Genomic DNA, 21,208 nt, shown 5'->3' with positions numbered 1-21,208 from the left:
CTCCTCTCGGGGGAAGGGGCCCGCCGACTATCGGGGGCAGTGGCGGGCCCAGCCCGCGACGTACGGCGCCGCGCGGGTCAGCGAGCGGCGAGGTGCTTCTCTCGGTCCGCAGGGCTCAGGAGCCCCGCTTCGTCCAGCAGCCGTACGGCCCGGTCGCGGTTGCAGCCGACGGCCGTACGGGCGGCGTTGACGGTGACGTAGTCGCCGTCGCGGTCCAGGCCCCGCAGGATCTGAACCGCCTCGGCGTCCGTACGGACAGCCGCCGTACGGCCGCCCGTACGGGGCGCGGGCGTACGGCCCGTACGGGTCTTCGCCGTACGGGCCGCCGTACGGTCCGTACGGTCTGCGTCCGTACGGTCTGCCGTACGGGCCGTACGGGCGGGTTCCGTACGGGGCTCCGCACGGGGCTCCGTACGGGGCTCCGTACGGCCGAGGTTCGGGTCGCCCGTACGGTCCGGGTTGGGGATGGCCGTACGGTCCGGCTCGCCCCGTCCGGCGGACGGGGCGGTCGTGCCCGCCGTGGGCTCGGCGGGCGCCGTCTCCTTCTCCTCGTGGTCGTCCTCCAGGAGGCGGTGGACGCGCCAGACGATGGCGACGACGACGAGGACCGCGACGACGATGAGCCCGATACTCGGGTGCTGCGTGCCGTCGACCACCGTCACGCCGTGGCCGGTCATGTCGGCCACGTGGTACGTGATGTTGGTGGCGGCCATCAGGCCGAGCGCGTAGGGCACGTCCCGCTTCATGCGGAAGGCCGTGACCGCGTAGACGTCGAGACCGAGGGGCAGCGCCCACCCCATGTCTCCGAACGGCGTGTCCCCCAGCCCGACCATCCGGGCGAAGGCCCACTCGCCGGAGGCGGTGAGGACGATCACGGCCGCGAGGGCGACCCAGACGCTGCCTTGCTTGACGACCTCCGCCCGGTTCCGGGTCCGCTTGAGGCTGGCCGCGCGCTTCTCGGCGACGCGCCGGGCCTCTCGGGCGGCCGCCAGTTCACGGTTGGCTTCCGCGAGCTTGGCGTCCGCCTCTTTGCGCACCCCGCCGGCGGCGGTCCGGGCTTCCCGCTCCGCCTCCCTGCGCAGCTCCTCGGACTCGGCCGCGAGCCGAGCCCGCTGGGCCTGCCGTTCCCGCTCGTGCTGTTCGCCGAGCTGACGGAACTGGGTCTCGATCTCCGCCCGGGCGGCTTCGACCTCCGCCCGGTACTCCGTGAGTTCGGCGTCGATCTCCGCCCGGCGCGCGTTCAGCTCCTCGTCCAGGTCGAGCCGGGCCGACCGGCGGGCCAGCTCCAGCTCCGAGTCGAGTGCCGCCCGCGCCGTCCTGATCTCTACCGCCTGGTCCTGCGCCTCACCGACGATGCGGGCAGCGTCGTCCAGGGCCTTGCGGTAGGCGGCTTCCGCCGATGTCCGGCGCAGGTCCACCAGGGCGTTCGCCCGGTCCTCCGCCTCGGCGAGCACGACGCTCACCTGCTTCTCGGCATCGGCGAGCAAGCCCTTGGCCTGTTCCTCGGCGGCCGCCATGACCTCCTCGGTCGCGGCGGCCGCGTCGCGCCGAGCCTGTTCGAGGATCGTCTGCGCGTCGCCACGGGCACCGGCGCGGATGGTGTCCGCGTCGCCCTCGGCTCGACGCAGCCGCTCCCCTGCTTCGTCGGCGGCCTCCACCAGGACGCGCTTGGCGTCGGCAGCTGCCGCGTGGCGGATCTGCTGGACCTGTTCCTTGGCGGCCTGGATCAGCACCGCCGCTTCCTGAGCCCCGGTCCACCGTGCGCTGTCGATCACGTCGGCGGCGCGGTCACGGAGGTCCGCGGCCAGAGCCTCGCCGTCGTCCCGCGCCTCCGGCTTCGGCGGCGGGGCCGCCGCCTTGGCCTGGCGGCGCGGCGTCGTCGTCTTCCGGGTGTTGCGGTTGGCGGTTGGCTTACGGGCCCCCACACCGACCTCCTCTCATGCAGGTGGCCGCCTCCCGGCGGCCACCTCGGTGTTCGGTCCGTCAGCCCCGTACGCGGCGGGCGGCGGTACGGCCAACGGAGTTGGCCAGGGTCGAGATCCACTCGAAGGCGTTGCTGACGCGCTCGACCAGCGCGTGGTCACCGGCCCGCCTGCACGCGGACTCGATGTTCGAGCAGCGGTCGTCCAGCCGGTCCATGAGCTTCTCCAGCCGCTCGGAGACCCGGTTCTGCATCGCCCACAGCAGCTCACCGAGGGCGTAGAGCGGCATCGCCGCGCCGGTCCACATCAGCAGCGTCAGCCGCAAGCGGAGCCGGGCCAGCGGACCGGGGGCGTTCACGACGACGAGCAGGTCGAGCAGGTGCTCGAAGTCGTCGCCGGACCAGCCGTCCATCGGCCCGTGCTGGTCGTGGAAGTGCTGGACGGCCCTCTTCTTCGGCCGGGTGAGCAGGGTGATGGTCATGCGGCCCACCCCTTGTACTCGGTGTACTCGGCGCCGGCGGCGAACGCGTCGAAGTCGACGTCGACCGCGGCGACCAGGGCCTCGATCTGCTCGACGGTGATCTGCGAGCTGTCGACGATGATGCGCAGGCTCACGTTGCCCTGGCACATCGTCCCGGCGACCCGGAAGCCGTTCTCCGTGCGGGTGATGCCGCTGTTCTCCAGCTCCTTGACCAGGGCCGGGAGCAGGTGCGCGGACTCCTTGCGGACGACCAGGTCCGCCAGGATCTCGCCGGGACGAACGGTCACGGCGACCTCAACGCCGAGCTTCACGAGGTCCTGGACCTCATCGAACACGCTCCACGCCTCGGCGACGACGTCCTCAACGGCGTCGGAAACAGCCTTGGCCTTGAGCGGAGCAGCCGCGGTAACTGCGATGATGGTCATGCGGATCGGTTCCTTTGCTGGTTGATCCGTGGACCCCCGGCACACATGGCGTTGCACCGCCGTGTCGGGGGTCGCGCCGTACGGGGGACGGCGCGGTAGGCGAGCGGGGACTCGAACCCCTGTCTCCGGAGAGCCCGAACCAGTCGGGCACGCCCCTCATGACCTGTGCCTTTGGAGTGCCGCCGGGCAGCCCTCGCATGGAGAGCGCCCGGCGGCCATCCGGCCCAATTACTCATCTCTTGGCACACTGTTCAGTTCTCAAGTGACGTGCACCCCCGCCCCGGCCTGCCGTCATCTGACGGTGGTCCCGTGCTGGTCAGACCAGCTCTGGCGGTGCGCTTTCGAGCAGTTCAAGCAGGTCAGAAGGCATGACGAGCACACCTTTCCCGACCACTTCCCTAGTTAACTGGGGAAGCTGGAAAGACCGTAAGCCTTCACCAGGCAAGCCGTCAACAACCAAGAGCCAAAACGGCTCTGACGGCGTGTCACTGCAACCGGGAAAGCAACTTCTACCTGCGGAAATGGAGTCGGCAGCCAAAGAAGTTCCATCCCGGGGTAGCTTCACTAGACAAGCCGGGTACTCTGTTCGGCATGACAACCCGCCAGCCAAAGAAGCGGATGGGGGCGAAAGACATCGCCGCTGTCCTGCGTTCACGCATCGACAACGGCGACATTGAGCGCCAGCTCCCGCCAACTCGCGTCCTGGTCGCGGAATTCGAGACGAGCGCCGAGACACTTCGGCAGGCCGTCGGAATCCTCCGCGCCGAAGGGCGCGTCACCAGCCAGCAGGGGAAGGGCGTCTTCGTTCGACGGGTCGAGCCGATCGAGTTCGCCATGCACCGGTTCGAGCACGGCAACCGTCGTGACGACGTCGAGAACGGCATAGATGACTGGAAGGCCGCGATCCTCGAACTCGGTCGGGTGCCCAGCCAGGACACCCCCACCGTCAGCGTGGAGCGCGCACCGGCCGACATCGCGAGGGAGCTTGGCGTCGAGCCCGGAACCTTCGTCGTCGCCCGCCGGCGAACCCGTCGTGTCGACGGCGAGCCCTTCCAGCTCGCCGACAGTTGGTTTCCTACCGAGGTTGCGTTCGATACGCCGCTCATGGACGAAGAGGACGTCACCATGCCGGGAGGCATCCTCGCCAACATCAAGAACAGGCAGTACGCCCAGACGCGCAAGGTGGACAAGCTGCGCGCGTGGACCCTGACTGCCGACCAGGCTGTACGTCTCGGGCTCCCGACCGGCAGCACGGTCCCCGTCCTGCGGCACGTCCGAGTCGGCTACAACTCGGCCGGAACAGCCGTCCGCTGCATGGTCACCATCGCCCCCGGTGACCTCAACACGCTCGTCTACGAGATCGAGGACTGACCCTTGTCACAGCTCATCCGACCGGCTTCCCCGGACGACTCCAACGCCCTTATGAAGCTGCGGATCGAAGCCGAGGAGTGGCTTGCCAACGCGGGCATCGACCAGTGGCGTTCACCCGGCTTCCGAGATCGCGCCCTGGCCAAGTGGCAGGTCGACATCACTGAAGGTCGCACCTGGGTGGTGCCGGATGCGAGCGGCGAGTTGCTGGGGACCATCACTCTGGCACGTCCCGACGCGGACTTCTGGACCAGGGCTGACGCCCCCGAGTCGGCGGTCTACGTCGCGAAGCTCATCACGGCTCGCTCGGCGGCTGGCCAGCAACTCGGAGGCCGACTGCTCGACTGGGCCGGAGGAGTTGCGCGTGACCGAGGGCTCCCGTGGCTTCGGCTGGACGTCTGGCGTGACAACACGAAGTTGCAGAGCTACTACCTGAACGAAGGGTTCGAGCACGTTCGGACCGAGGCGCCGTCCCATCGCCTTTCGGGCTGGATGGCCCAGCGCCCTTCGTCGCTCGTTGCGCACCCCGACGCACCCCTGTGCACCGTCGACACACCGGGTTTGGCAGGCTGACGACACAGTGGGCCCTCGGGGGAGGACAATGCGCGAGACGCAGGGCTCTCCCGAGCGCATCGGGAGGCACTGCGCAGAGTGGCAGCCGATTGTGGTGGTCGGCGCCGCACTGATCCGAGTAGCCGCAACCGCGGTGAAACCAACGGAACCAGGAAGGCACCACGATGAGCCGAACTCAGTCCCCGTCTTCGTCGCGGCGGCACACCGGCAGCTCGAAAATGCGTTCAGGGCTTCGGTGCCAGAGGTGCAAGATCGCAGGATGGCCAGTCATCCGCAGCACGTCTACCGGCGGCTACACCCTCCGCTCGCTCCGGCCGGCGCGAGCCCCTTAAAACGCCGATGGCCGCCCTGCCTGCCAGCAGAGCGGCCACCCAGATCGACTCCCGCCTCCACAGCTTGAGTCGTAGGTCGGCGATGACGCCGGGGCCCGAGCCTTCCCACAGGCCCGAGGTCACCACTGCCAGGATAGAACGAGCAGCGACCAGCACGCAGCAGCGTGCCCCAGCTCAACGTCTCTTTTCCGTCACTTGCCGGTCTGCGACTCCCCAAACCCCCAGGGGGAGAGCCCAGACAATGATCCAGACCCATCCGACGACACGCAGCGTCGCGGCGCCGACCCTCTCGGTTGCGTCCACTGCGGACTCCACCGCCGAGGCGGTGACGCCGTGAAGCGCCCGAAGAAGGCCCTGGCCGCCGCTGCCCCGCAGAACGGCGACGAGCTGTTCGAGTTCTCCGGCACCATCACCGACTACTGGTCGTACACGCAGGTCCGCGACTACCTGATGCTGATGCCGGGGATGACGCACACCGCGTACCGGCTCTACAGCCTGCTGCGGTCGATGATCGCCGAAGCCTCCCGCCAGTCGTGGAACGGCATGCGGCGCATGACGATCGACCAGCTCTGCTGGCTGCTGCCCGGCCCGAAGGACAAGCCCACCAGTGTCTCGACCATGTACGAGGTCCTGGGGACGCTGGAGGAACTCAACCTCGTCGTGCCCAAGGACACGCTGGAGCTGGAGGGCATCAGCCAGCTCAAGGGCAAGGCGCGGGCCGCCAAGGGCATCTCCCGCGGCTTCATCGTCAACGACCTGCCACCCGACGCCGCCTATACCGGGTGGCGCAACGCGTGGGACAAGCTCGACGCCTACCGGCCGGACTGGCGGGAGAACCCGCCGGCGCCGCCCACCCACCTCACCGACGTCGAGACCACGCCGAACGGCCAGATCCGGGCCCGGGTGCGGCTGGTCGACGCCAACGGCGAGCCGTTCCAGAAAACTGGAACGCCGCAGGTCGGAGCCCCTGAGACCCCTTCGTTCCAGAAATCCGGAACGCCCTTCCGGAAAACTGGAACGCCAGCCCAGAATTCTGGAACGGATCTTCCCCTGACCAGCGAAAACGATCACCCTCTAAGAAGCTCTCTCAAAGAAGCCTCTCTCTCTGGTGACCCGGGTGCCCCAACGGACCCCACCGTCACGGCTGATGCTGGGACGGGACGAGGAGAGGAGACTTCGGCTTCGCCGGAGAACGACACCGCCCCCTCGGCTGCCGCCGAGGAGCCGGACACCCACGACGACGTGCGGGTGGCGGAGGCCTGGATCGAGTCCCGCCAGAAGCACGGGCACGGCGTTCCGGCCCGGGGGCGGGTGGCGATGGTCCGCGATGCGGCCCAGTTGCTCGCCGACGGCATCGACGTCGATCACCTGATCGCCGCAGCCGCCGACATGGGCAGCCGGGCCAACTGGTACTCGCTGCCGCGTCACCTGGAGCGGTTCGTTGCGCCGAAGAACACGGTGCCCAGCCAGCGCCCCGCCCTGCCCGACTGGTGCGGCAAGTGCAACGACGGCATCCCGCCCGCCCAGCCTGGCCAGCGGATGCGCGAGGCCGACGACGGCCGCCTGGTCCGGTGCGAGTGCCACCCCAGCCACCCCAGCCACGCCAAGAAGCCGGTGCTGGCCTAGACCCTCCGCAGCACAACGGCGGCAGGGGAGCCCGTGGAAAGGCCCCTGCCGCCGCTCGAATCACCCAGTTCAAGAAGGGATTCACCCATGAGCGTACCCACCCAGCACGACGGCACCGAGGACGGCGGCAGCTCGCTGTTCGATGAGGCGCCCGACACCGTCTCCTTCGAGCGCGTTCCGCCGAACTCCATCGAGGCGGAGCAGTGCACGCTCGGCGGCATGCTGCTGTCGAAGGACGCGATCGGGGACGTCAACGAGGCCGGGGTGTCCAACGAGGCGTACTACCGCCCGGCCCACGGCACCATCCATGACGCGATCATGGACATGTACGGCAAGGGTCAGCCGGTCGACCCCATCACGACCGCGGCGTACCTGACGAAGTCCGGCGACATCGAGCGGATCGGCGGCGCCTCCTACCTGCACACCCTGGTGCAGGCGGTACCGACGGCGGCGAACGCCGCGTACTACGCGGAGATCGTGGTCGAGCGGTACAAGCTGCGGCGCCTGATCGAGGCGGGCACCCGGATCGTGCAGATGGGATACGCGGCCGAGGGCGAGGTCGCCGACGTCGTCAACGCGGCGCAGTCCGAGATGCAGGCGGCGGCCCAGCTCGGCGCCGGCGGCGGTATGGAGCGGGTCGCGAACGTGGACGACATGCTGGAGGAGTACCTCGTCAGCATGGACGCGCCGCCGCCCGAGCGTCTGCCGCTGCCGTACGCCGACCTTCAGGCGATGCTCCCGATGGAGCCCGGCGACCTGGTCGTGATCGCGGCCCGTCCGGCGATCGGCAAGTCCGTGGTGCTGCTCGACATCGCCCGGCACGTGGCGATCGAGCACGGCAGCCAGGTGCTGATGTCGTCCATGGAGATGAGCCACTCCCAGTTGATGGAGCGGATCATCGCGGCCGAGGCGCGCGTTCCGCTGAACCGGGTCAAGGACCGCGAGTACCAGGGTGACGACCGGCAGCGCATCCACGATGCGGCGCTGCGGATCGGCGGATCGCCGCTGGTCGTGGACGACGGCCCGGCGGCGACCATCGTCCGGCTCCGTTCGCGGCTGCGCTGGCTCCAGGCGCAGGGCAGGCTCCCGCGCGTCCTGGTGGTGGACTACCTCCAGATCATGAAGGCCTCCGGCAAGAACGGGCAGAACCGCACCGGCGAGGTGGACGAGATCAGCCGGGGCCTGAAGGAGCTGGCCGGCGAGTTCCGCATCATCGTCATCACGGCGGCCCAGCTCAACCGCGAGGTCGAGAAGCGCGAGGACAAGAAGCCGATGATGGCCGACCTGCGTGAGTCGGGGGCGATCGAGGCCGAGGCCAACGCCGTGATCCTGCTGCACCGGCCCGACGCGTACGACAAGGAGCACGAGCGGGCGGGCGAGATGGACTTGATCATCGGCAAGAACAGGCAGGGGCCGACGGGCACCGTCACCGTTGCCTTCCAGGGGCACTATGCCCGCGCTCGCGACCTCGGTACGGGCTTCTGACCTGCGGAAAGGGGAATCCGACATGATCGCCACCGAAGTGAAGAACAGGTTCATCACCGAGACCCGAGCCCAGCGTATCGCTGATCGCTGGAACGCGGCATACCCCGCCATGCGGGCCATCCTGGACACCGTCATCAAGGCCCAGCGCGGCGCTGAGCAGCCCACGGTCGACGTGGCCCGCCTGGAGCGGGTCCGGCGCGAGATGGGGCAGCAGGACCGGGGTAGCTTCAAGGCCTGCACCCGCAGCCCGGGCGGGTTCAGCATCTTCGACGCCTTCAGCCAGGTGCGCGAGGTCGTGAACGTGACGTCGATCGGCCACGCGGACGCCGGCGCGATCCTCCGGCTGTGCGCCGAGCTGGCCGACGCGGTCGCCGAGGCAGGGGTCGCCAGCCGGGCGGAGCGGGCCGCGGTTCCCGCGCAGCCGGTCGACGGCGGCCGCCGCGAGCGGGCAGACTCGGAGCAGACCGAAGGGGACACGCGATGACCGCACAGCCGATCCACACGCACGAGCCCGAGCGGGTGCCACGCAACGCCGAGGGCATCGCGGCCGCGCTGGACGGGGCGCGCCGCATGGAGTTCTACCGCGAGCTGCTGGCCGCCGCGCCCGAGGAGGCGGAGGGCGTCCTGCGCCGCTGGTGGTGCGAGGCGATGCTCGACACCGACCCGGCCGGAGACCGGCTGACCGCGGCCGCGCTGGACGGGACACTGCCCACGACGGCGGTCGGCGACCTGATCGAGCGGCGCCGCGCGGCGGGCCTGCTCGTTGAGTGAGTCGTACGGCGAGGAGCCGGAGGGACTGCCCTGCGTGCTGTCGGAGGAGGTCACCGAACTCCTGATGGACAAGGCCCTGCCCGGCGCGGTGTTCGGCGCCATCGTGGCCGCCACCGTCGTAATCAACGAGACGAGGGGCGAGGTGCCGGGCAGCACCGCGTCGACGAAGTGGCCGCAGCAGCGGCACATGCCGCTCGGCGCGGACGGCTCGCTCGGCATCGCCGAGTACGTCATCGTCGCCGACGCCGACCCGCCGCACGTCGTCCTCACCCGTGTGCAGCTCTACTGACCCGACCAGCCCGACCCCGGGGCCCGGCGAGACACCCGTCCGCCGGGCCCTTCGGCGTCTTGCGGCGGCGACGCCGGCGGGGGCGGTGCTCGAGGAACGCCGCTCCGCGCCGTGCCTCGTGCATCCGGCTGTCGTCCGGCCACCGGGCCGCCGCCTCACCTCTTAAGAGGTGAGTTCGTGGCGAGGCTGACGGAGCGGGCGACGGGTTCAGGCACGCGGGGGCTCCGCCCCCACACCCCCGGCCCTCCACAGAGGGGAGGGGGCGCCGTTTTTGATCTTGCGGCCCGTGGATGGTGCTGGGGTGGGTGGGGTCGGGGGGTTCCCTCCGCGACGGGGCCCCCGGAGGGGACCACAGCCCGCGCCGGGCCGCCAGGCCAAGCCGCTACGCGGTCGCCTTCGGCGAGCCTGGCACCCCGACACGGCCCGCGGTCGGCTGCGCCTGCCCCGCCGCGGAGGGAACCCCCCCGACCGGCCCGTCGTGCGGCGTTCCGCCGGGGGGAATTCCGGCCCGTCGGGGTGCCGGAATTGCCTCCGGAGTTCTCTTCAGAAAGGCTTCTGACCTGCGGTTTTCTGCGTGTCGAGAGTTGACCTACCGCCCAAAACTTGAGAGTATTGTCTACGTCGGCAGGGGGCGGGAATCCCCTCCCGGCACCGGGCCCCGGCCCGCACCGAGAAATCTCAGCGAAAGGCCATGTCCATGCTGGACCTCACCAACATCACCCGGCTTCCGATCATCGACCTTGAGGCGATCGAGCCGGTCCACGCCGAGCTGCGGCCGGTCTACGACCGGGTGCTGCGGACCTTCTCCGTCCAGCTCTGGAAGGACGGCGAGCCCGGCGGCATCCACGGCCTGACGGACAACTTCCGGTACGCCGACGAGCCGCTGGAGGCCATCGACGCCTTCCTCGCCGAGCGCGGCGTCCGCGCCCTCACCGGCGACGAGGCGGTGCTGCTGTACGCCGGTCTCGTCCACGCCAAGGGCGGCCCGGACTGGGAGATCTTCCAGATGCAGCTCGCCGCCGCCGAGCAGCTCTGACCGGTCATCACACACCCTGCGAGCGGGCGGGGGCGGGAATCCCCGCCCGCTCGCAGGGCCCGGCCACCGAACCACCTCAACAAGGAGCACGATCATGAGCGCCACACCCCACGCCCGCGCTGCGGCCCACCGCGCCCGCACCATCGCCGCCGTCGCTCGCACCCGCTTCGCGAACCCGCGCGCCATCCTGAACGCCGACGGACGCGCCGCTCTGCTGGAGATCGCCGCCCTGCTGGACGCCGCAGCGCTCTCGCTGGAGACCGCCGAACCCGGCACCTGGGACGGCGTCGTGATCACGAACACGGTGGACTGGGACACCTCGCACGCGCTCCGCAGTGCGGACACGGTCGCCGCCGCCAACCCCGCGATCGGCTTCCCGCCCCGGTTCACGCAGTACGTCACCGCCCCCGTGTTCGGCAACGACGTCGACCTTCCCCCGTCGGTGCTTCCCAGCGGGGGCGCCGGGCCCGCGCTGATCGCACAGGAGGGGGACCTGTTCGCCCGGCTCCACGCGGTCCACGGCCACCTGCGGCTCAAGCCCCTGTCCAGGGACGGCGTGACGGTGGGCTACCTCAAGGCTGCGCTCGCCCTGCACTGGAAGCACGCCCGCCTGGCCGAGTCCGTGGCCGCCGACGCTGCCCGCCCGTGCAACCAGGCCGCCGAGCCTGCGCCGACCGGCGAACCCGCACCGCTCGACCTCACCGGCCTCACGCCGTACACCGTCGGCATCATCCGCCTTGCCGAGAGCAAGGGACTGCGCGCGGCCGACGGCGGCACCTATCGAGGCGTCCGCCGGATCACCCTCAACGCGGGCGGCAAGCACGGCACCTTCGGCACGATCCAGGTCGGCAAGGCCAGCGGAAGGGCGCTGCGCGCCGAGCTGATCCACGGCAACGGCGGCATCGAGCGCCGCGCCCAAGACGCCACCGCCGTCCGGGCGCTCGTGAAGAACGAGCGCGTCCACGCCTGCCCTGACGGCTGCACCGCCCACTCCACGGCCGACTGCCGCCCGTAAGGCCCCCGCCGGGGGTGGGGGAGCGGGGCGGGAATCCCGCTCCCCCACCGAGCCCGGGCCCACCGAAGAACCTCAACAAGGAGCACGATCATGAACGCCGCCACCCTGAAGACCCGCATCGGAGAGCCGGACATCGAGTGCCGCTACCCCGTGATCATCGGAGAGGACCGGGTCATCGGGCAGGCCTACCGCTGGCACCGTGACTGGCTGGTCGTCACCAGCGAGGGCGAGCACAACCTCCGCCGCCCGCCCACGGGCACCAAGGGCATCGACATGGCCGCCGCGTACCTCGCCGAGGAGTACGCCGCCGGTCGCGTCACGGCCGTCGCGCTGGACCTGCTGCTCGCCGAGGCGCCCCAGCCGCTGAACGGCCCGGTGCCCCTGCTGCACCCGAGGATGCCCGCCAGTGACCGCAACATCGCGGGCGCCAAGACCGCGTTCGCCGGTCTGACCGAGCACCGCTGGCGGGCCGTGCTCCACGGCTTCCCGGGGTCGGACAACCCGTGGTACCTGCTGTGCGAGCTGTGCGGCTGGTCCGGCGTCCGCTACTGGAGCCACCACCGCGGGCGCAACGGCAACCCGCCGTCCGCCCACCGCCACGAAGGCGGATGCATCGGCGAGGACAAGGTCCGCGCGCTGATCCCCGCCTACCAGAAGTAGCCCGTCGCCTGCCGGGCCCGGATCTGTCCGGGCCCGGCGGCACCGGCCACACCAGACCGCCCGGGCGCCGGCGGGGCGGGAATCCCGCCGCCGCCCGGGGCACGCCGAGAAGCCTCAACCCCCCCTGGAGGGAACCCAACATGACCGTCTTCGAGCCGACCGAGCAGGCCCGCGCCGCCGCCGTCCGGGCCGCCGCGCTCGCCGACATCGCCCGCCGCCGCACCCTGGTCGCCTCCGCCTGGAACGGCCGCGAGCTGATCAACGTCGCCGAGCTGCTCGACATCGTCACCCTGTCGCTCTACGAGGAGGAGCCGACCCGCCCGGGCGGCATCTGCGAGAGCGCCCGGCTCGCCCTGGCCGACGCAGAGGCCACCGCCGCCGAGACTCCGGGCACCGGCTTCCCGGTGGGCTTCGGGCAGTACGTCACGCACGCCCTGGATCGCCGTCCGTTGACGGTCCCGGCCCGCCCCGGCCTGACAGGCTGGAGCCTCGCCGACGAGGACGCCCAGCTTGTGGCCGCGCTGGACGCCCTGCACGGCCACCTCGCCTCAGCCGCCACCGAGACGGTCGCCCTGGCCCTGCTGGAGGCCGTGTTCGCTCTGCACAGCAAGCGGGCCGACCTCGCCCAGCTCTCCCACGGCTGACGCACCAACCATCCCGGCCCGCCGCTCGCGCGGCGGGCCGGGGGAGGGGGTCTGAGCTGCGAATCAGCTTGACTCGAACCCCAAAACTTGAGAGTATTGTCTACGTCGAAAGGGGGCGGGAATCCCCTCCCGGCACCGGGCCCCGGGCCCACACCGAACCACCTCAACCGAAGGAACAGCCACGATGACCAGCACTCCGCGACTCGACAGCCTCACGGCCGGCGGGACCAACAAGGTCCCCGACGGCATCCGTCTCGCCGACGGGCACATGCTCACCCTCAACGTCGCCCCCGGCGGCGCCACGGCAGAAGTCTTCCTGTTCCCGGGCCTGAACGCTCCCGACACGGAGGCGTGGGAGAACGAGGACCAGTGGGAGGTCTGGCTGACCGGCGGCGAGTTCGGCGACGGCTCGCTGTACCTGGACGTGCCGATCGAGGCCGTGCGCGACCTGATCGTGCAGCACGGCGGCGAGCACGAGAACCAGGAAGCCCCGTACGCCCCGGAGAAGCCCGAGACGGCGGAGGCCATCGCGAGCCGCGCCCTCACCGAACGGGGCATCACCGCCCACCGCGACGACGACGCCGGGAACACGTGGCTGGTCATCGGCCACAACCAGACCCGCAAGGGCTTCCCGCGCATGCTCGCCGAGCCCTACGTCGTGCTCTACCTCTACAGCGACGCCGACGACGAGGAGATCACCGTCGACCGGGCGCCCGCGACCGGCGACGAGTGGACCGTGCTCGCGGGCGACGGCACCGGCGCCGAGCGCGAGGTGATCACGCGCCCCGCCGACCAGTTCGCCGACTGCGTCGAGGCCATCACCGCGTGGCTCGCCGCCCCGCAGGTGACGCCGTCCCGGACCGAGTGACCGGCGCCAATCCGGCGGGGGAGCGGGGCGGGAATCCCGCTCCCCCGCCGGGGGCCCGGCACGACCACACCGAACACCTCAACCCGAAGGAACTTCCCACCGTGATCACTGCCAGCGAACGCGCCAACGCCATGGCGCTCCAGGTCTTCATCGCCGCCCATCTCCACAACGGTCGCGTCGTCACTCACGACCTGGTGGACGCCGTCATGAGCCGCGACGCCGGTACGGAGCAGGGGCAGGCCAACAAGGAGCAGGTGCGCCGCATCATCCGCAAGCGCGCCGAGCTGGAGCGCGTACGGGTCATCTTCACCGAGGATGAGCGGTACTGGGCCATCCGCGAGCAGCTCCACCACATGAGCGCCGACGAGGTTCACGCGCTGCGCGACGAGATCACCGAGGGCGGCGACCGCGACCCCCGCGGCTGGGACAAGGCCCTGACGAACGCCATCTCTGTCCGCCTGTCCAACCGGCCCACCCCCGCCCGCCTGTACGGCTGCAAGCCGGTCTCCGTCCGTCTGTGGCGCGAGCCGCGCCCCGAGTCGGCCCCCGCCGTCCCCGCGGCCGCCGACGACCGCAAGCACGTCCGCATCGTTGACGGCGGCACCCCCGAGGTCATCCCGACCCGTGACGCCCTGGACGAGATGAACCACGCGATGATGGGCGGCGCGCACCACGTCCGCGAGATGTCGCACGCCCGTTCCTGGGCCCGCATCGTCTACAAGGACCGTGAGCGCGGCACCGTGGAGCTGCGCCCCGCCACCCCCGAAGACCTCGCCCCGGTGGCCGGCCGCGACGCCGCGCCCCTCTACACCGCCCTGGCCGCGCACGAGGCGTGCGGGTTCGGCCGGACCCCTCGCGACCTCGCCGACCTCGCCGGGCACCTGCTTGTTCTCGGCAAGGTCACGCCCGCCGAGCATCGCCCGGCCGTCGAGGAGGCACACGCCGCCGTGGAAGGCGCGTGGGAGGCCCTTCGCACCGCCCACAGCCTCACCGCCCGCAACGCCGCCCGCGACCGAGGACGCGCCTCCGTCGAGCAGGCTCGCGCGGCGATCCTGGCCGTCGCCCCGCACGCCCACCGGATGCACGGCACGGACATGCCCGCCACCGCTGAGGACATCCGCGCCGCCGTCCTGGCCTACAACGCCGCCGAGGGCACCCCGGAGGAGCTGTCCGCCGCAGCGACCGGCACGCCCGTCATCCGCGTGCACTGCCGTAGCGACTCCGGCACCGGATGGACCGCCACCGCGGTCATCACCGCCGGTATGGAGTCGTCCGTGGGCCACGTCCCCGCCCACCCGCCGATCGTCGTGGAGTTCCGCAAGCGCGACGGCCGCCTGGACGCCGCCGAGAACGCCCGGCGCATCCTCGGCCCCCGCTTCCGCGCCGCCGTCCCCGTCGACTTCGTCCTCGACCGCCGCCTCTGACACGCCCCGGCGCCGCCCGCACCGGTGGGCGGCGCCGCCGTCCCGGACCGAGTGACCGGGGCTAGTCCGGCGGGGGAGCGGGGCGGGAATCCCGCTCCCCCGCCGGGGGCCCGGCTCGAACCGACCACACCGAACACCTCAACCAGGAGATGACCGTGACGAAGAAGCCCTCCACCCCGCGGTGCGCCGCCGGGTGCGCCTCTGCCCAGATGGAACTGTTCGCCGCGTCGGCCGCCGCGCCGGCCGCGCCCGCGGAGTCCGTCGAGTTCGACTTCGACGCCCACGACGTTGTGGTCGTCGGCGACAGCGGCGGCAAGGACAGCGGGGTCACGGTGCACGAGGTCTGCACCCGCGCCGACAAGGCGGGCCAGCTCCACAAGGTCCGCATCCTGCACTGCGACCTCGGCACCACCGAGCGTGGCCACCTGGTCGAGTGGCCCGGTGCGCTTGAAGTCGCCCGCGCGCACGCCAAGCAGTACGGCGTCCCCTTCGCCGTGCGCCGCAGCAAGCTGTGGGGCTCGCTGTGGCAGCGGATTCGCTCCCACGGCAACTGGCCGGGCCACTTCGCGCGCTACTGCACGAGCGACACCAAGACCGCGGTCGGCCGCGACTACGTGGACGAGGTTGGCGCCGAGCTGCGGCTCGGGCGTCCGGTCCGCGCCGGGTACGCGATGGGCATGCGCGCCGAGGAGTCCCGGGCCCGCGCCAAGAAGCCGGTGCTGGAGCGGAACCGCATGTCCGGCAAGGGCACGCTGCGCGTCGTGACGACGTGGCTCCCGGTCCACCAGCTCAGCACCGAACAGGTCTGGCAGGTCCACCGGGAGAACGGCATCGAGCACCACGAGGCCTACGACCAGGGCATGCGGCGGCTGAGCTGCCGGGCCTGCCCGCTCGCGCACACCGACGACCTCGTGCGCAGTGCGCAGCTCAACCCCGAGCTGTTCGAGGAGTACGCCGAGGCCGAGGCGGAGATGGGCCACCAGTTCAAGAAGTCGATCAGCCTGCGCGAGATCATCGAGCGCGCCCGGAGCTGACGGGCGCGGCCGGCGGGGGAGCGGGGCGGGAATCCCGCTCCCCCGCCGGGGCCGAGCACCACACCGAACCCCTCAACTCTCGAAGGACCGCAGCATGGACCACGTCATCCGTCGCCCGCAGCGCACGCTCACGCCCGAGGAGCACGAGACCGTCCGGGGCACCGCCCTCCTGAACTTCCAGGGCGGCTTGATCATGGGCATCATCGACCCGGTGCCCAACCCCTCGCCGATGAGCGAGGACGAGGGCGCGTGGGTCCGCGAGCAGGTGTGGCCCGAGTTCATGACGGAGATCGACCGCAAGTACCCGTTCGGCTTCTGGCGCTGGTCGATGTGCGAGCGCGGCACCTGCTGGAACTGCCTGGCGAAGCGCTGCGACCTGTGCGTCCACCGCCAGGAGGGCGGCCCGCACGTGGACGACAACACCGACTGGGTGCACGACACCCGCGGGCGGGGCGTCGCCAAGGTCATCGTGCGGCCCGACGACGCGCCGTGCGTGTGGTGGTGCCGGTGCCCGTGCGCCAAGGACGGCCCGGCCCCCGACGGACCCGCACGGCGCCGGCGGCGGGCGAAGCAGTCGGCCACGGCGAAGCCCGAGGAGGAACCGGCGCAGGAGGACAGCACCGCGCGGCCGGACAGGAATGCCGCCCCGCGCCAGGGCCGCCGCGTCCCCGAGCCCGTGGGCGAGGCGCAGTACACCCTGTTCTGACGGCGGCCGAGGCCACCTGGAGCCGGACGTCGAGCGGCCCGGCGGGGCGCAAAAGCGTGGGAATCCCGCCGGGCCGTGCGGTCCGGCCACCGAGGGCCCTCAACAGACCCATAACCGAACCAGTCACCATCGTATCCACGACCGAGACCACCAGGAGCACACCCGTGAAGACCGTCGACGGCCGCCAGTGGGCGAACCGCGAGGACCTGATCGAGCACAGCGGCTACGGCGGCACCACGCTGAAGAGGCTGTGGCGCGACCGCCGGGCCAACGGCCACCCCGACGCCCGCGAGATCGACGGCGTCATGCACTGGGACCTGGAGAAGTGGGACGAGTGGTTCGCCCAGCACCGTGAACGGCCCCGGGACCTGTCCGGCGTCGACCGCAGCGGTGACCCGGACGAGCCGCTCCCGCCAGCGGGGCAGGCCCGCGTGCTCGGCGTCGATCCGGCCCGGATCACCCAGTACGGCAAGACGCCGCCGCCGGAGTGGCCCGACCCGGTCCACATCGAGGAGCTGCGCACCCGCATCCGCGAGTACCGCACCCGGGCCCAGCTCTGGGAGTGGGTCGACAACCCGGTCAGCGGGTTCGGCACCAAGGGCGGGCGCCCTTCCGGCTCCGGGGTGAAGACCGGCGAGGCGAAGGCGGCCGCCCGCATCCGGCTGGCCGTCGAGGCGCTGGCCGCGATGCCCGGCCAGAAGGCCGGCGAGGTGGCCGCCGTCCTCGCCGAGCGCCACGGTCAGTCCGTCGACACCTGGAAGCGGGTCATCACCCAGGCCCGCAAGCAGGCCCAGCAGTAGGCACCGCGCCCGACACCGGCCCGCGCACCCCGCCACCCGCGGGGAGCGCGGGCCGTAGCCGTACCCGCCGCCGATCCGCCCGGAGCGCAATCCCACCTCTTAAGAGGTGAGTTCGTGATGCGGCCGGTCGACGCGTACCGGACCAGGCAGCGGGGGCTCCGCCCCCACACCCCCGGGCCCTCCCTCGGAGGGGGTGGGGGGAGCGCGGCGAACTGCGGGCCGGTGGAGGGTGATCGGTGGTGGGGTCGGGGGGCTCCCTCCCCGGACGGGCCCCCGGAGGGGACCACAGCCCGCGCCGGGCCGCCAGGCCAAGCCGCTACGCGGTCGCCTTCGGCGAGCCCGGCACCCCGACACGGCCCGCGGTCGGCTGCGCCTGCCCGACCGAGGAGGGAGCCCCCCGACCGGCCCGTCGTATGGCGGCGCCGGAGGGGGGTCAGCGACGCCCGAAACTACTTCAAAAAGCCCTCTGACCTGCGGCTTTGTGCGGTGTCAGGGGTTGACTCGCACCCTAAAACTTGAGAGTATTGTCTACGTCGGAAGGGGGCGGGAATCCCCTCCCGGCACCGGGCCCCGAGCCCACACCGAGAAACCTCAACGAGACCAAGGACGTGGATCATGGGTCACACCCATGCCTACGGCGAGCCCGCCGGCGAGTTGCTCAGCCTCGCCGCCGACACTGCCGAGCAGGAAGCTGCGGACGCGGCCGCCGTTGCTGCGGCGGCGGGCCACCCCGCGCTTGCCGAGTGCTGGAAGGCGGCCGCAGCCCTCACCAAGTACGCGAACGAGAACCCCGGCGACCAGGAGGTAGAGGAGTGGAGGTACGACGCCACCGAGCGCATCGTGGAGTGCGCGCACGCAGTGAACGAGGGCTACAAGGAGCGCGTCGAGGAACTCGCCAATGAGTCCCGTGGCGAGCGCGCCGCCATCGCGCTGGGGCGGTTCGAGGACCGGGGTCCGGTCACCGCCGACCGCCTCGCCGACCTGGACGACGAGACCCGCGCACTGCTGGAGTGGTACGCGGCGCCGTTCCCGATCGAGTGGCTGTTCGCCCCCGAGCGCGACACCTTCGGCCGCATCCTCCGCAAGCGCGTGGTCGTCCTCTTCCACGGCCCCGGAGGCCTCTCCCTCGGGCTCCGCGACATCCTTGGCGCGGACGTCGACATCATCGGAATCGACCTGGACGGCGGCGCCGTTGCCACCGCCGTCGCCGCCGGACTGCGCGTCATCCACGCGGACGTCACCGCGCTGGACCCGGAGAACCCCGCGCTCCAGTTCGTCAGCATCATCGCCCTCACCCCGCCGTGCCAGGCGTTCACCCCGAGCGGGCTCGGCAAGGGCCGCTACACGGGCGCTATTGAGACCATCTGCCACGTCATCTGGGAGGCGGGCGCGGCCGCCGGGTTCCTCCCCTGGGAACACTCGGAGACCGGCTACGCGCCCCGCTCCGGCGACACCTGGGACGAGGTCCGCGCCCCGCTCGCGGAGTTGGAGGACCCGCGCGCCGGGCTCATGGCGGAGGTCATCATCTGGCCGCTCGGAATGCTCGCCCGGCCCGGCAGCATCCTGGAGTGCGTCATGGTCGAGCAGTCCAGCGCGCTGCCCCGCCAGATCGAGGACGCACTGTTCGGCGAACTGACGCAGGCCGGATGGCACACCACAGAGGCCTGGACGCTGGACGCCGTCGACTACGGCGCCTCCCACCGCAAGCGCCGGTTCATGGCCGCCCACCGCGGCGCCGAGAAGCCGTTCGTGGACGTCGTCCCCGCCGCCCCGATCCCGGCCCCGACCTTCGCCCAGGTCGTCGGTTGGCCCACCGGCCGCACCTACCTGACGCGCGGCCACCGGCCCGTCGACCCCGCCACCGGCCGGGCCAAGGGCGGCGGCTCGCGCAGCGCCGATCTGTCGTCGACCTGCGTCACCGCGACCGCGTACGGGTGGGCCGACTCCGAGACCGGCGAGACCATCAGCCAGTCCGACATCGGCCGCCTGGTCGGCTTCCCCGCGGACTTCCCGTGGACCCACGTCGGGCGCGGCCGCGGAGTGCGGAACAAGGCCCAGCAGGCGGCGGACGCGGTCTGCCCGATGGTGTCCGCCGCGATCTTCGGCCGCATCCTTGGAGACACCGACTGGGAGACCAAGGTCCGCGCCTACGTGCACGAGCTGTACGGCATCGAGACCGGGACGAAGGCCGCCGAGCCCGAGCAGTTGGACCTCTTCGGCGGGGAGCCCGAGCCGACCGCAACGGCGGCGTAGGAGCCCCGCCCCGGCAACACCAAAGCCCCGGCGGGCCGCTGGAGATCAGCGGCCCGCCGGGGCTTTCCGGTCCCCTTCGGGTACTCGACCCGGAGACCGGTGTCCCCGGATGCTCGCGCACCGGTACCGTCCTGAGTGCGACGTCAGAACGGAGTCCATCATGGCGCACGACGCTGAAAATGGCTCGCCCCGAACGTTCGGCCAACGGGTCCGACGCGAACGCGAGCGGAAAGGCCAGACGCGACCGGTGCTCGCCGGTCTGGTCGGCCGCAGCACGGAATGGGTCAAGGCGATCGAGAACGACCGACTCGGCATGCCACGCCTGCCGCTACTCCTGCGCCTCGCGGAGGCGCTCGGCGTAGACGACCTCGCCGCCCTCACCGGCGACGAACGCATTGCGGCCGCCACGTACACCAAGGCCGCCCACCCCGCACTGCTGCGGGTGAAGGAGTCCCTGACGACCTACGACCTGCTCACCCGAGACGAGGAGCCCGCGCCGGCCGCAGCGCTCGCCACCCGGGTACAGAACGCGTGGCAGGCCTGGCACGGATTCGGCGACCACCGCAGCCGCATCGCCAACGTGCTGCCCGCCCTGCTCGCCGACCTCCAGCACGCGGCCCGCACCCACGAAGGCGCCGACCGGCGCCGGTCCCAGGTACTGCTCGCGCAGGGCTACCACCTGGCCCAGCTCTACCTGAGCTTCCAGCCCGCGCCCGAGCTGGTGATGCTCACCGGCGACCGGTCCATGACGATGGCTCAGGATGCCGACAGCCCACGCGCCATGGCGGCCTCCGCGTGGTACCTCAACCACGTCTTCCGTGACGCCGGAGAGCGGCACGAGGCGCGCGTCGACCTGGCCATGAAGTCACTCCGGCTGCTCGACCCGGAACGCGGCCCGGAGGACATCGCACTCGGCGGGCTGCTGCACCTGGCCGCCGCCCTGTCGTTCGCGAAGGTCGGCCAGAAGGGCAACGCTGAGCGGCAGTGGGACCGCGCCGACGCCGCCGCCAAGCGGCTCGGCGACGGGTACGTGCACCCCTGGCTGATGTTCGGCCGGGGCATGGTCGACGCGTACGCGATCACGATGAACAACGACCTCGTACGGTCCGGCGCGGCGGTCGACGCGGCCACGCACATCGACCTCGGCTCGATGCAGAGCGCCACCCGGCGCAGCTTCCACATCATCGAGACGGCCCGCGCGTACAGCCTCGCGGGGGAGTCGGTGGCGGTCGTGCACCTGCTGAAGAAGGCGTACGAGGCGAGCCCGGAGACGGCGTGCTTCAACCTGTTCGCACGCGGCACCGCGGCGGAACTGGCGGAGAACGGCAGCGCGATCATCCGTGACGACGCCCGCGGCCTCGCGCGTCAACTCGGCGTGGCCGCCTAGGGGTACAACTTGTACCCCTCCGCAAGGGGGTAGCGACTGTACCTGTCGCTACCCCCTCCGGCTTTTACGGTCGTGTCTCGACCATCCGCTACCCGAGGTCTGGCGATGA

The 21,208-nt window shown here is 71.4% G+C and carries 21 protein-coding genes; 18 read left to right on the top strand and 3 right to left on the bottom strand.

The window, feature by feature from the left end:
* Positions 1 to 77: 77 nt before the first annotated feature.
* The 3 genes from AMK11_RS39075 to AMK11_RS36120 are packed head-to-tail and all read right to left on the bottom strand — an operon-like array spanning position 78 to position 2,828.
* Positions 78 to 1,925 (bottom strand): hypothetical protein, encoded by a 1,848-nt coding sequence (locus AMK11_RS39075; RefSeq protein WP_073732363.1) that lies wholly within the window; start codon positions 1,923 to 1,925, stop codon positions 78 to 80.
* 58 nt (positions 1,926 to 1,983) lie between these two features.
* Complete coding sequence (locus tag AMK11_RS36125; RefSeq protein WP_143194622.1) at positions 1,984 to 2,403, bottom strand: hypothetical protein; 420 nt, start codon at positions 2,401 to 2,403, stop codon at positions 1,984 to 1,986.
* Positions 2,400 to 2,828: a hypothetical protein gene (locus tag AMK11_RS36120; protein WP_073732361.1), complete on the bottom strand. Its 429-nt coding sequence runs from the start codon at positions 2,826 to 2,828 to the stop codon at positions 2,400 to 2,402. Before AMK11_RS36120 ends, AMK11_RS36125 begins: the two co-directional genes overlap by 4 nt.
* A gap of 591 nt (positions 2,829 to 3,419) precedes the next feature.
* On the opposite strand from AMK11_RS36120, the gene AMK11_RS36115 reads away from it, so the two are divergent.
* The 18 genes from AMK11_RS36115 (at position 3,420) to AMK11_RS36030 (ending at position 21,099) form a co-directional block, all read left to right on the top strand.
* On the top strand, positions 3,420 to 4,199 hold the full coding sequence (locus AMK11_RS36115) for a GntR family transcriptional regulator (protein WP_073732360.1): 780 nt from the start codon (positions 3,420 to 3,422) through the stop codon (positions 4,197 to 4,199).
* A 3-nt stretch (positions 4,200 to 4,202) separates the two neighbouring features.
* Entirely contained in the window at positions 4,203 to 4,769 is a 567-nt protein-coding gene (locus AMK11_RS36110) for a GNAT family N-acetyltransferase (protein WP_241847178.1), read from the top strand.
* A 665-nt stretch (positions 4,770 to 5,434) separates the two neighbouring features.
* Positions 5,435 to 6,727: a hypothetical protein gene (locus AMK11_RS36105; RefSeq protein WP_073732359.1), complete on the top strand. Its 1,293-nt coding sequence runs from the start codon at positions 5,435 to 5,437 to the stop codon at positions 6,725 to 6,727.
* A gap of 87 nt (positions 6,728 to 6,814) precedes the next feature.
* A complete protein-coding gene (gene dnaB, locus AMK11_RS36100) occupies positions 6,815 to 8,212 on the top strand; it encodes a replicative DNA helicase (protein ID WP_079187920.1) in 1,398 nt (465 codons plus the stop codon).
* A 22-nt stretch (positions 8,213 to 8,234) separates the two neighbouring features.
* A complete protein-coding gene (locus tag AMK11_RS36095) occupies positions 8,235 to 8,696 on the top strand; it encodes a hypothetical protein (RefSeq protein ID WP_073732357.1) in 462 nt (153 codons plus the stop codon).
* On the top strand, positions 8,693 to 8,983 hold the full coding sequence (locus AMK11_RS36090) for a hypothetical protein (protein WP_073732356.1): 291 nt from the start codon (positions 8,693 to 8,695) through the stop codon (positions 8,981 to 8,983). The genes AMK11_RS36095 and AMK11_RS36090 overlap by 4 nt, the downstream gene beginning before the upstream one ends.
* Positions 8,976 to 9,272, top strand: a complete 297-nt coding sequence (locus AMK11_RS36085) for a hypothetical protein (RefSeq protein ID WP_073732355.1) — start codon at positions 8,976 to 8,978, stop codon at positions 9,270 to 9,272. The genes AMK11_RS36090 and AMK11_RS36085 overlap by 8 nt, the downstream gene beginning before the upstream one ends.
* A gap of 691 nt (positions 9,273 to 9,963) precedes the next feature.
* Positions 9,964 to 10,308, top strand: coding sequence for a hypothetical protein (locus AMK11_RS36080; RefSeq protein ID WP_241847177.1), 345 nt, complete (start codon positions 9,964 to 9,966; stop codon positions 10,306 to 10,308).
* A 94-nt stretch (positions 10,309 to 10,402) separates the two neighbouring features.
* Complete coding sequence (locus AMK11_RS38315) at positions 10,403 to 11,323, top strand: hypothetical protein (protein WP_198941550.1); 921 nt, start codon at positions 10,403 to 10,405, stop codon at positions 11,321 to 11,323.
* Between the two features lie 90 nt (positions 11,324 to 11,413).
* A complete protein-coding gene (locus AMK11_RS36070; protein ID WP_241847176.1) occupies positions 11,414 to 11,983 on the top strand; it encodes a hypothetical protein in 570 nt (189 codons plus the stop codon).
* Positions 11,984 to 12,123: 140 nt separating this feature from the next.
* Positions 12,124 to 12,627, top strand: a complete 504-nt coding sequence (locus AMK11_RS36065) for a hypothetical protein (protein ID WP_073732354.1) — start codon at positions 12,124 to 12,126, stop codon at positions 12,625 to 12,627.
* A gap of 184 nt (positions 12,628 to 12,811) precedes the next feature.
* Positions 12,812 to 13,495 carry a hypothetical protein gene (locus AMK11_RS36060; RefSeq protein WP_073732353.1) on the top strand — a complete coding sequence of 228 codons (684 nt, stop codon included), beginning with the start codon at positions 12,812 to 12,814 and terminating at the stop codon, positions 13,493 to 13,495.
* A gap of 101 nt (positions 13,496 to 13,596) precedes the next feature.
* Positions 13,597 to 14,919: a hypothetical protein gene (locus AMK11_RS36055; protein WP_143194621.1), complete on the top strand. Its 1,323-nt coding sequence runs from the start codon at positions 13,597 to 13,599 to the stop codon at positions 14,917 to 14,919.
* A 155-nt stretch (positions 14,920 to 15,074) separates the two neighbouring features.
* On the top strand, positions 15,075 to 15,953 hold the full coding sequence (locus AMK11_RS36050; protein WP_158071013.1) for a phosphoadenosine phosphosulfate reductase domain-containing protein: 879 nt from the start codon (positions 15,075 to 15,077) through the stop codon (positions 15,951 to 15,953).
* 94 nt (positions 15,954 to 16,047) lie between these two features.
* A complete protein-coding gene (locus AMK11_RS36045; RefSeq protein ID WP_073732351.1) occupies positions 16,048 to 16,659 on the top strand; it encodes a DUF6248 family natural product biosynthesis protein in 612 nt (203 codons plus the stop codon).
* Between the two features lie 164 nt (positions 16,660 to 16,823).
* Positions 16,824 to 17,459: a hypothetical protein gene (locus AMK11_RS36040; RefSeq protein ID WP_073732350.1), complete on the top strand. Its 636-nt coding sequence runs from the start codon at positions 16,824 to 16,826 to the stop codon at positions 17,457 to 17,459.
* 615 nt (positions 17,460 to 18,074) lie between these two features.
* Positions 18,075 to 19,712 (top strand): DNA cytosine methyltransferase, encoded by a 1,638-nt coding sequence (locus tag AMK11_RS36035; protein ID WP_073732349.1) that lies wholly within the window; start codon positions 18,075 to 18,077, stop codon positions 19,710 to 19,712.
* A 160-nt stretch (positions 19,713 to 19,872) separates the two neighbouring features.
* Positions 19,873 to 21,099, top strand: a complete 1,227-nt coding sequence (locus AMK11_RS36030; protein ID WP_073732348.1) for a helix-turn-helix domain-containing protein — start codon at positions 19,873 to 19,875, stop codon at positions 21,097 to 21,099.
* Positions 21,100 to 21,208 lie beyond the last annotated feature (109 nt).

Origin of the sequence: Streptomyces sp. CB02414, assembly GCF_001905385.1 — a bacterium.
Classification (GTDB): domain Bacteria; phylum Actinomycetota; class Actinomycetes; order Streptomycetales; family Streptomycetaceae; genus Streptomyces.
This window is presented reverse-complemented; position numbering and strand designations above follow the sequence as displayed.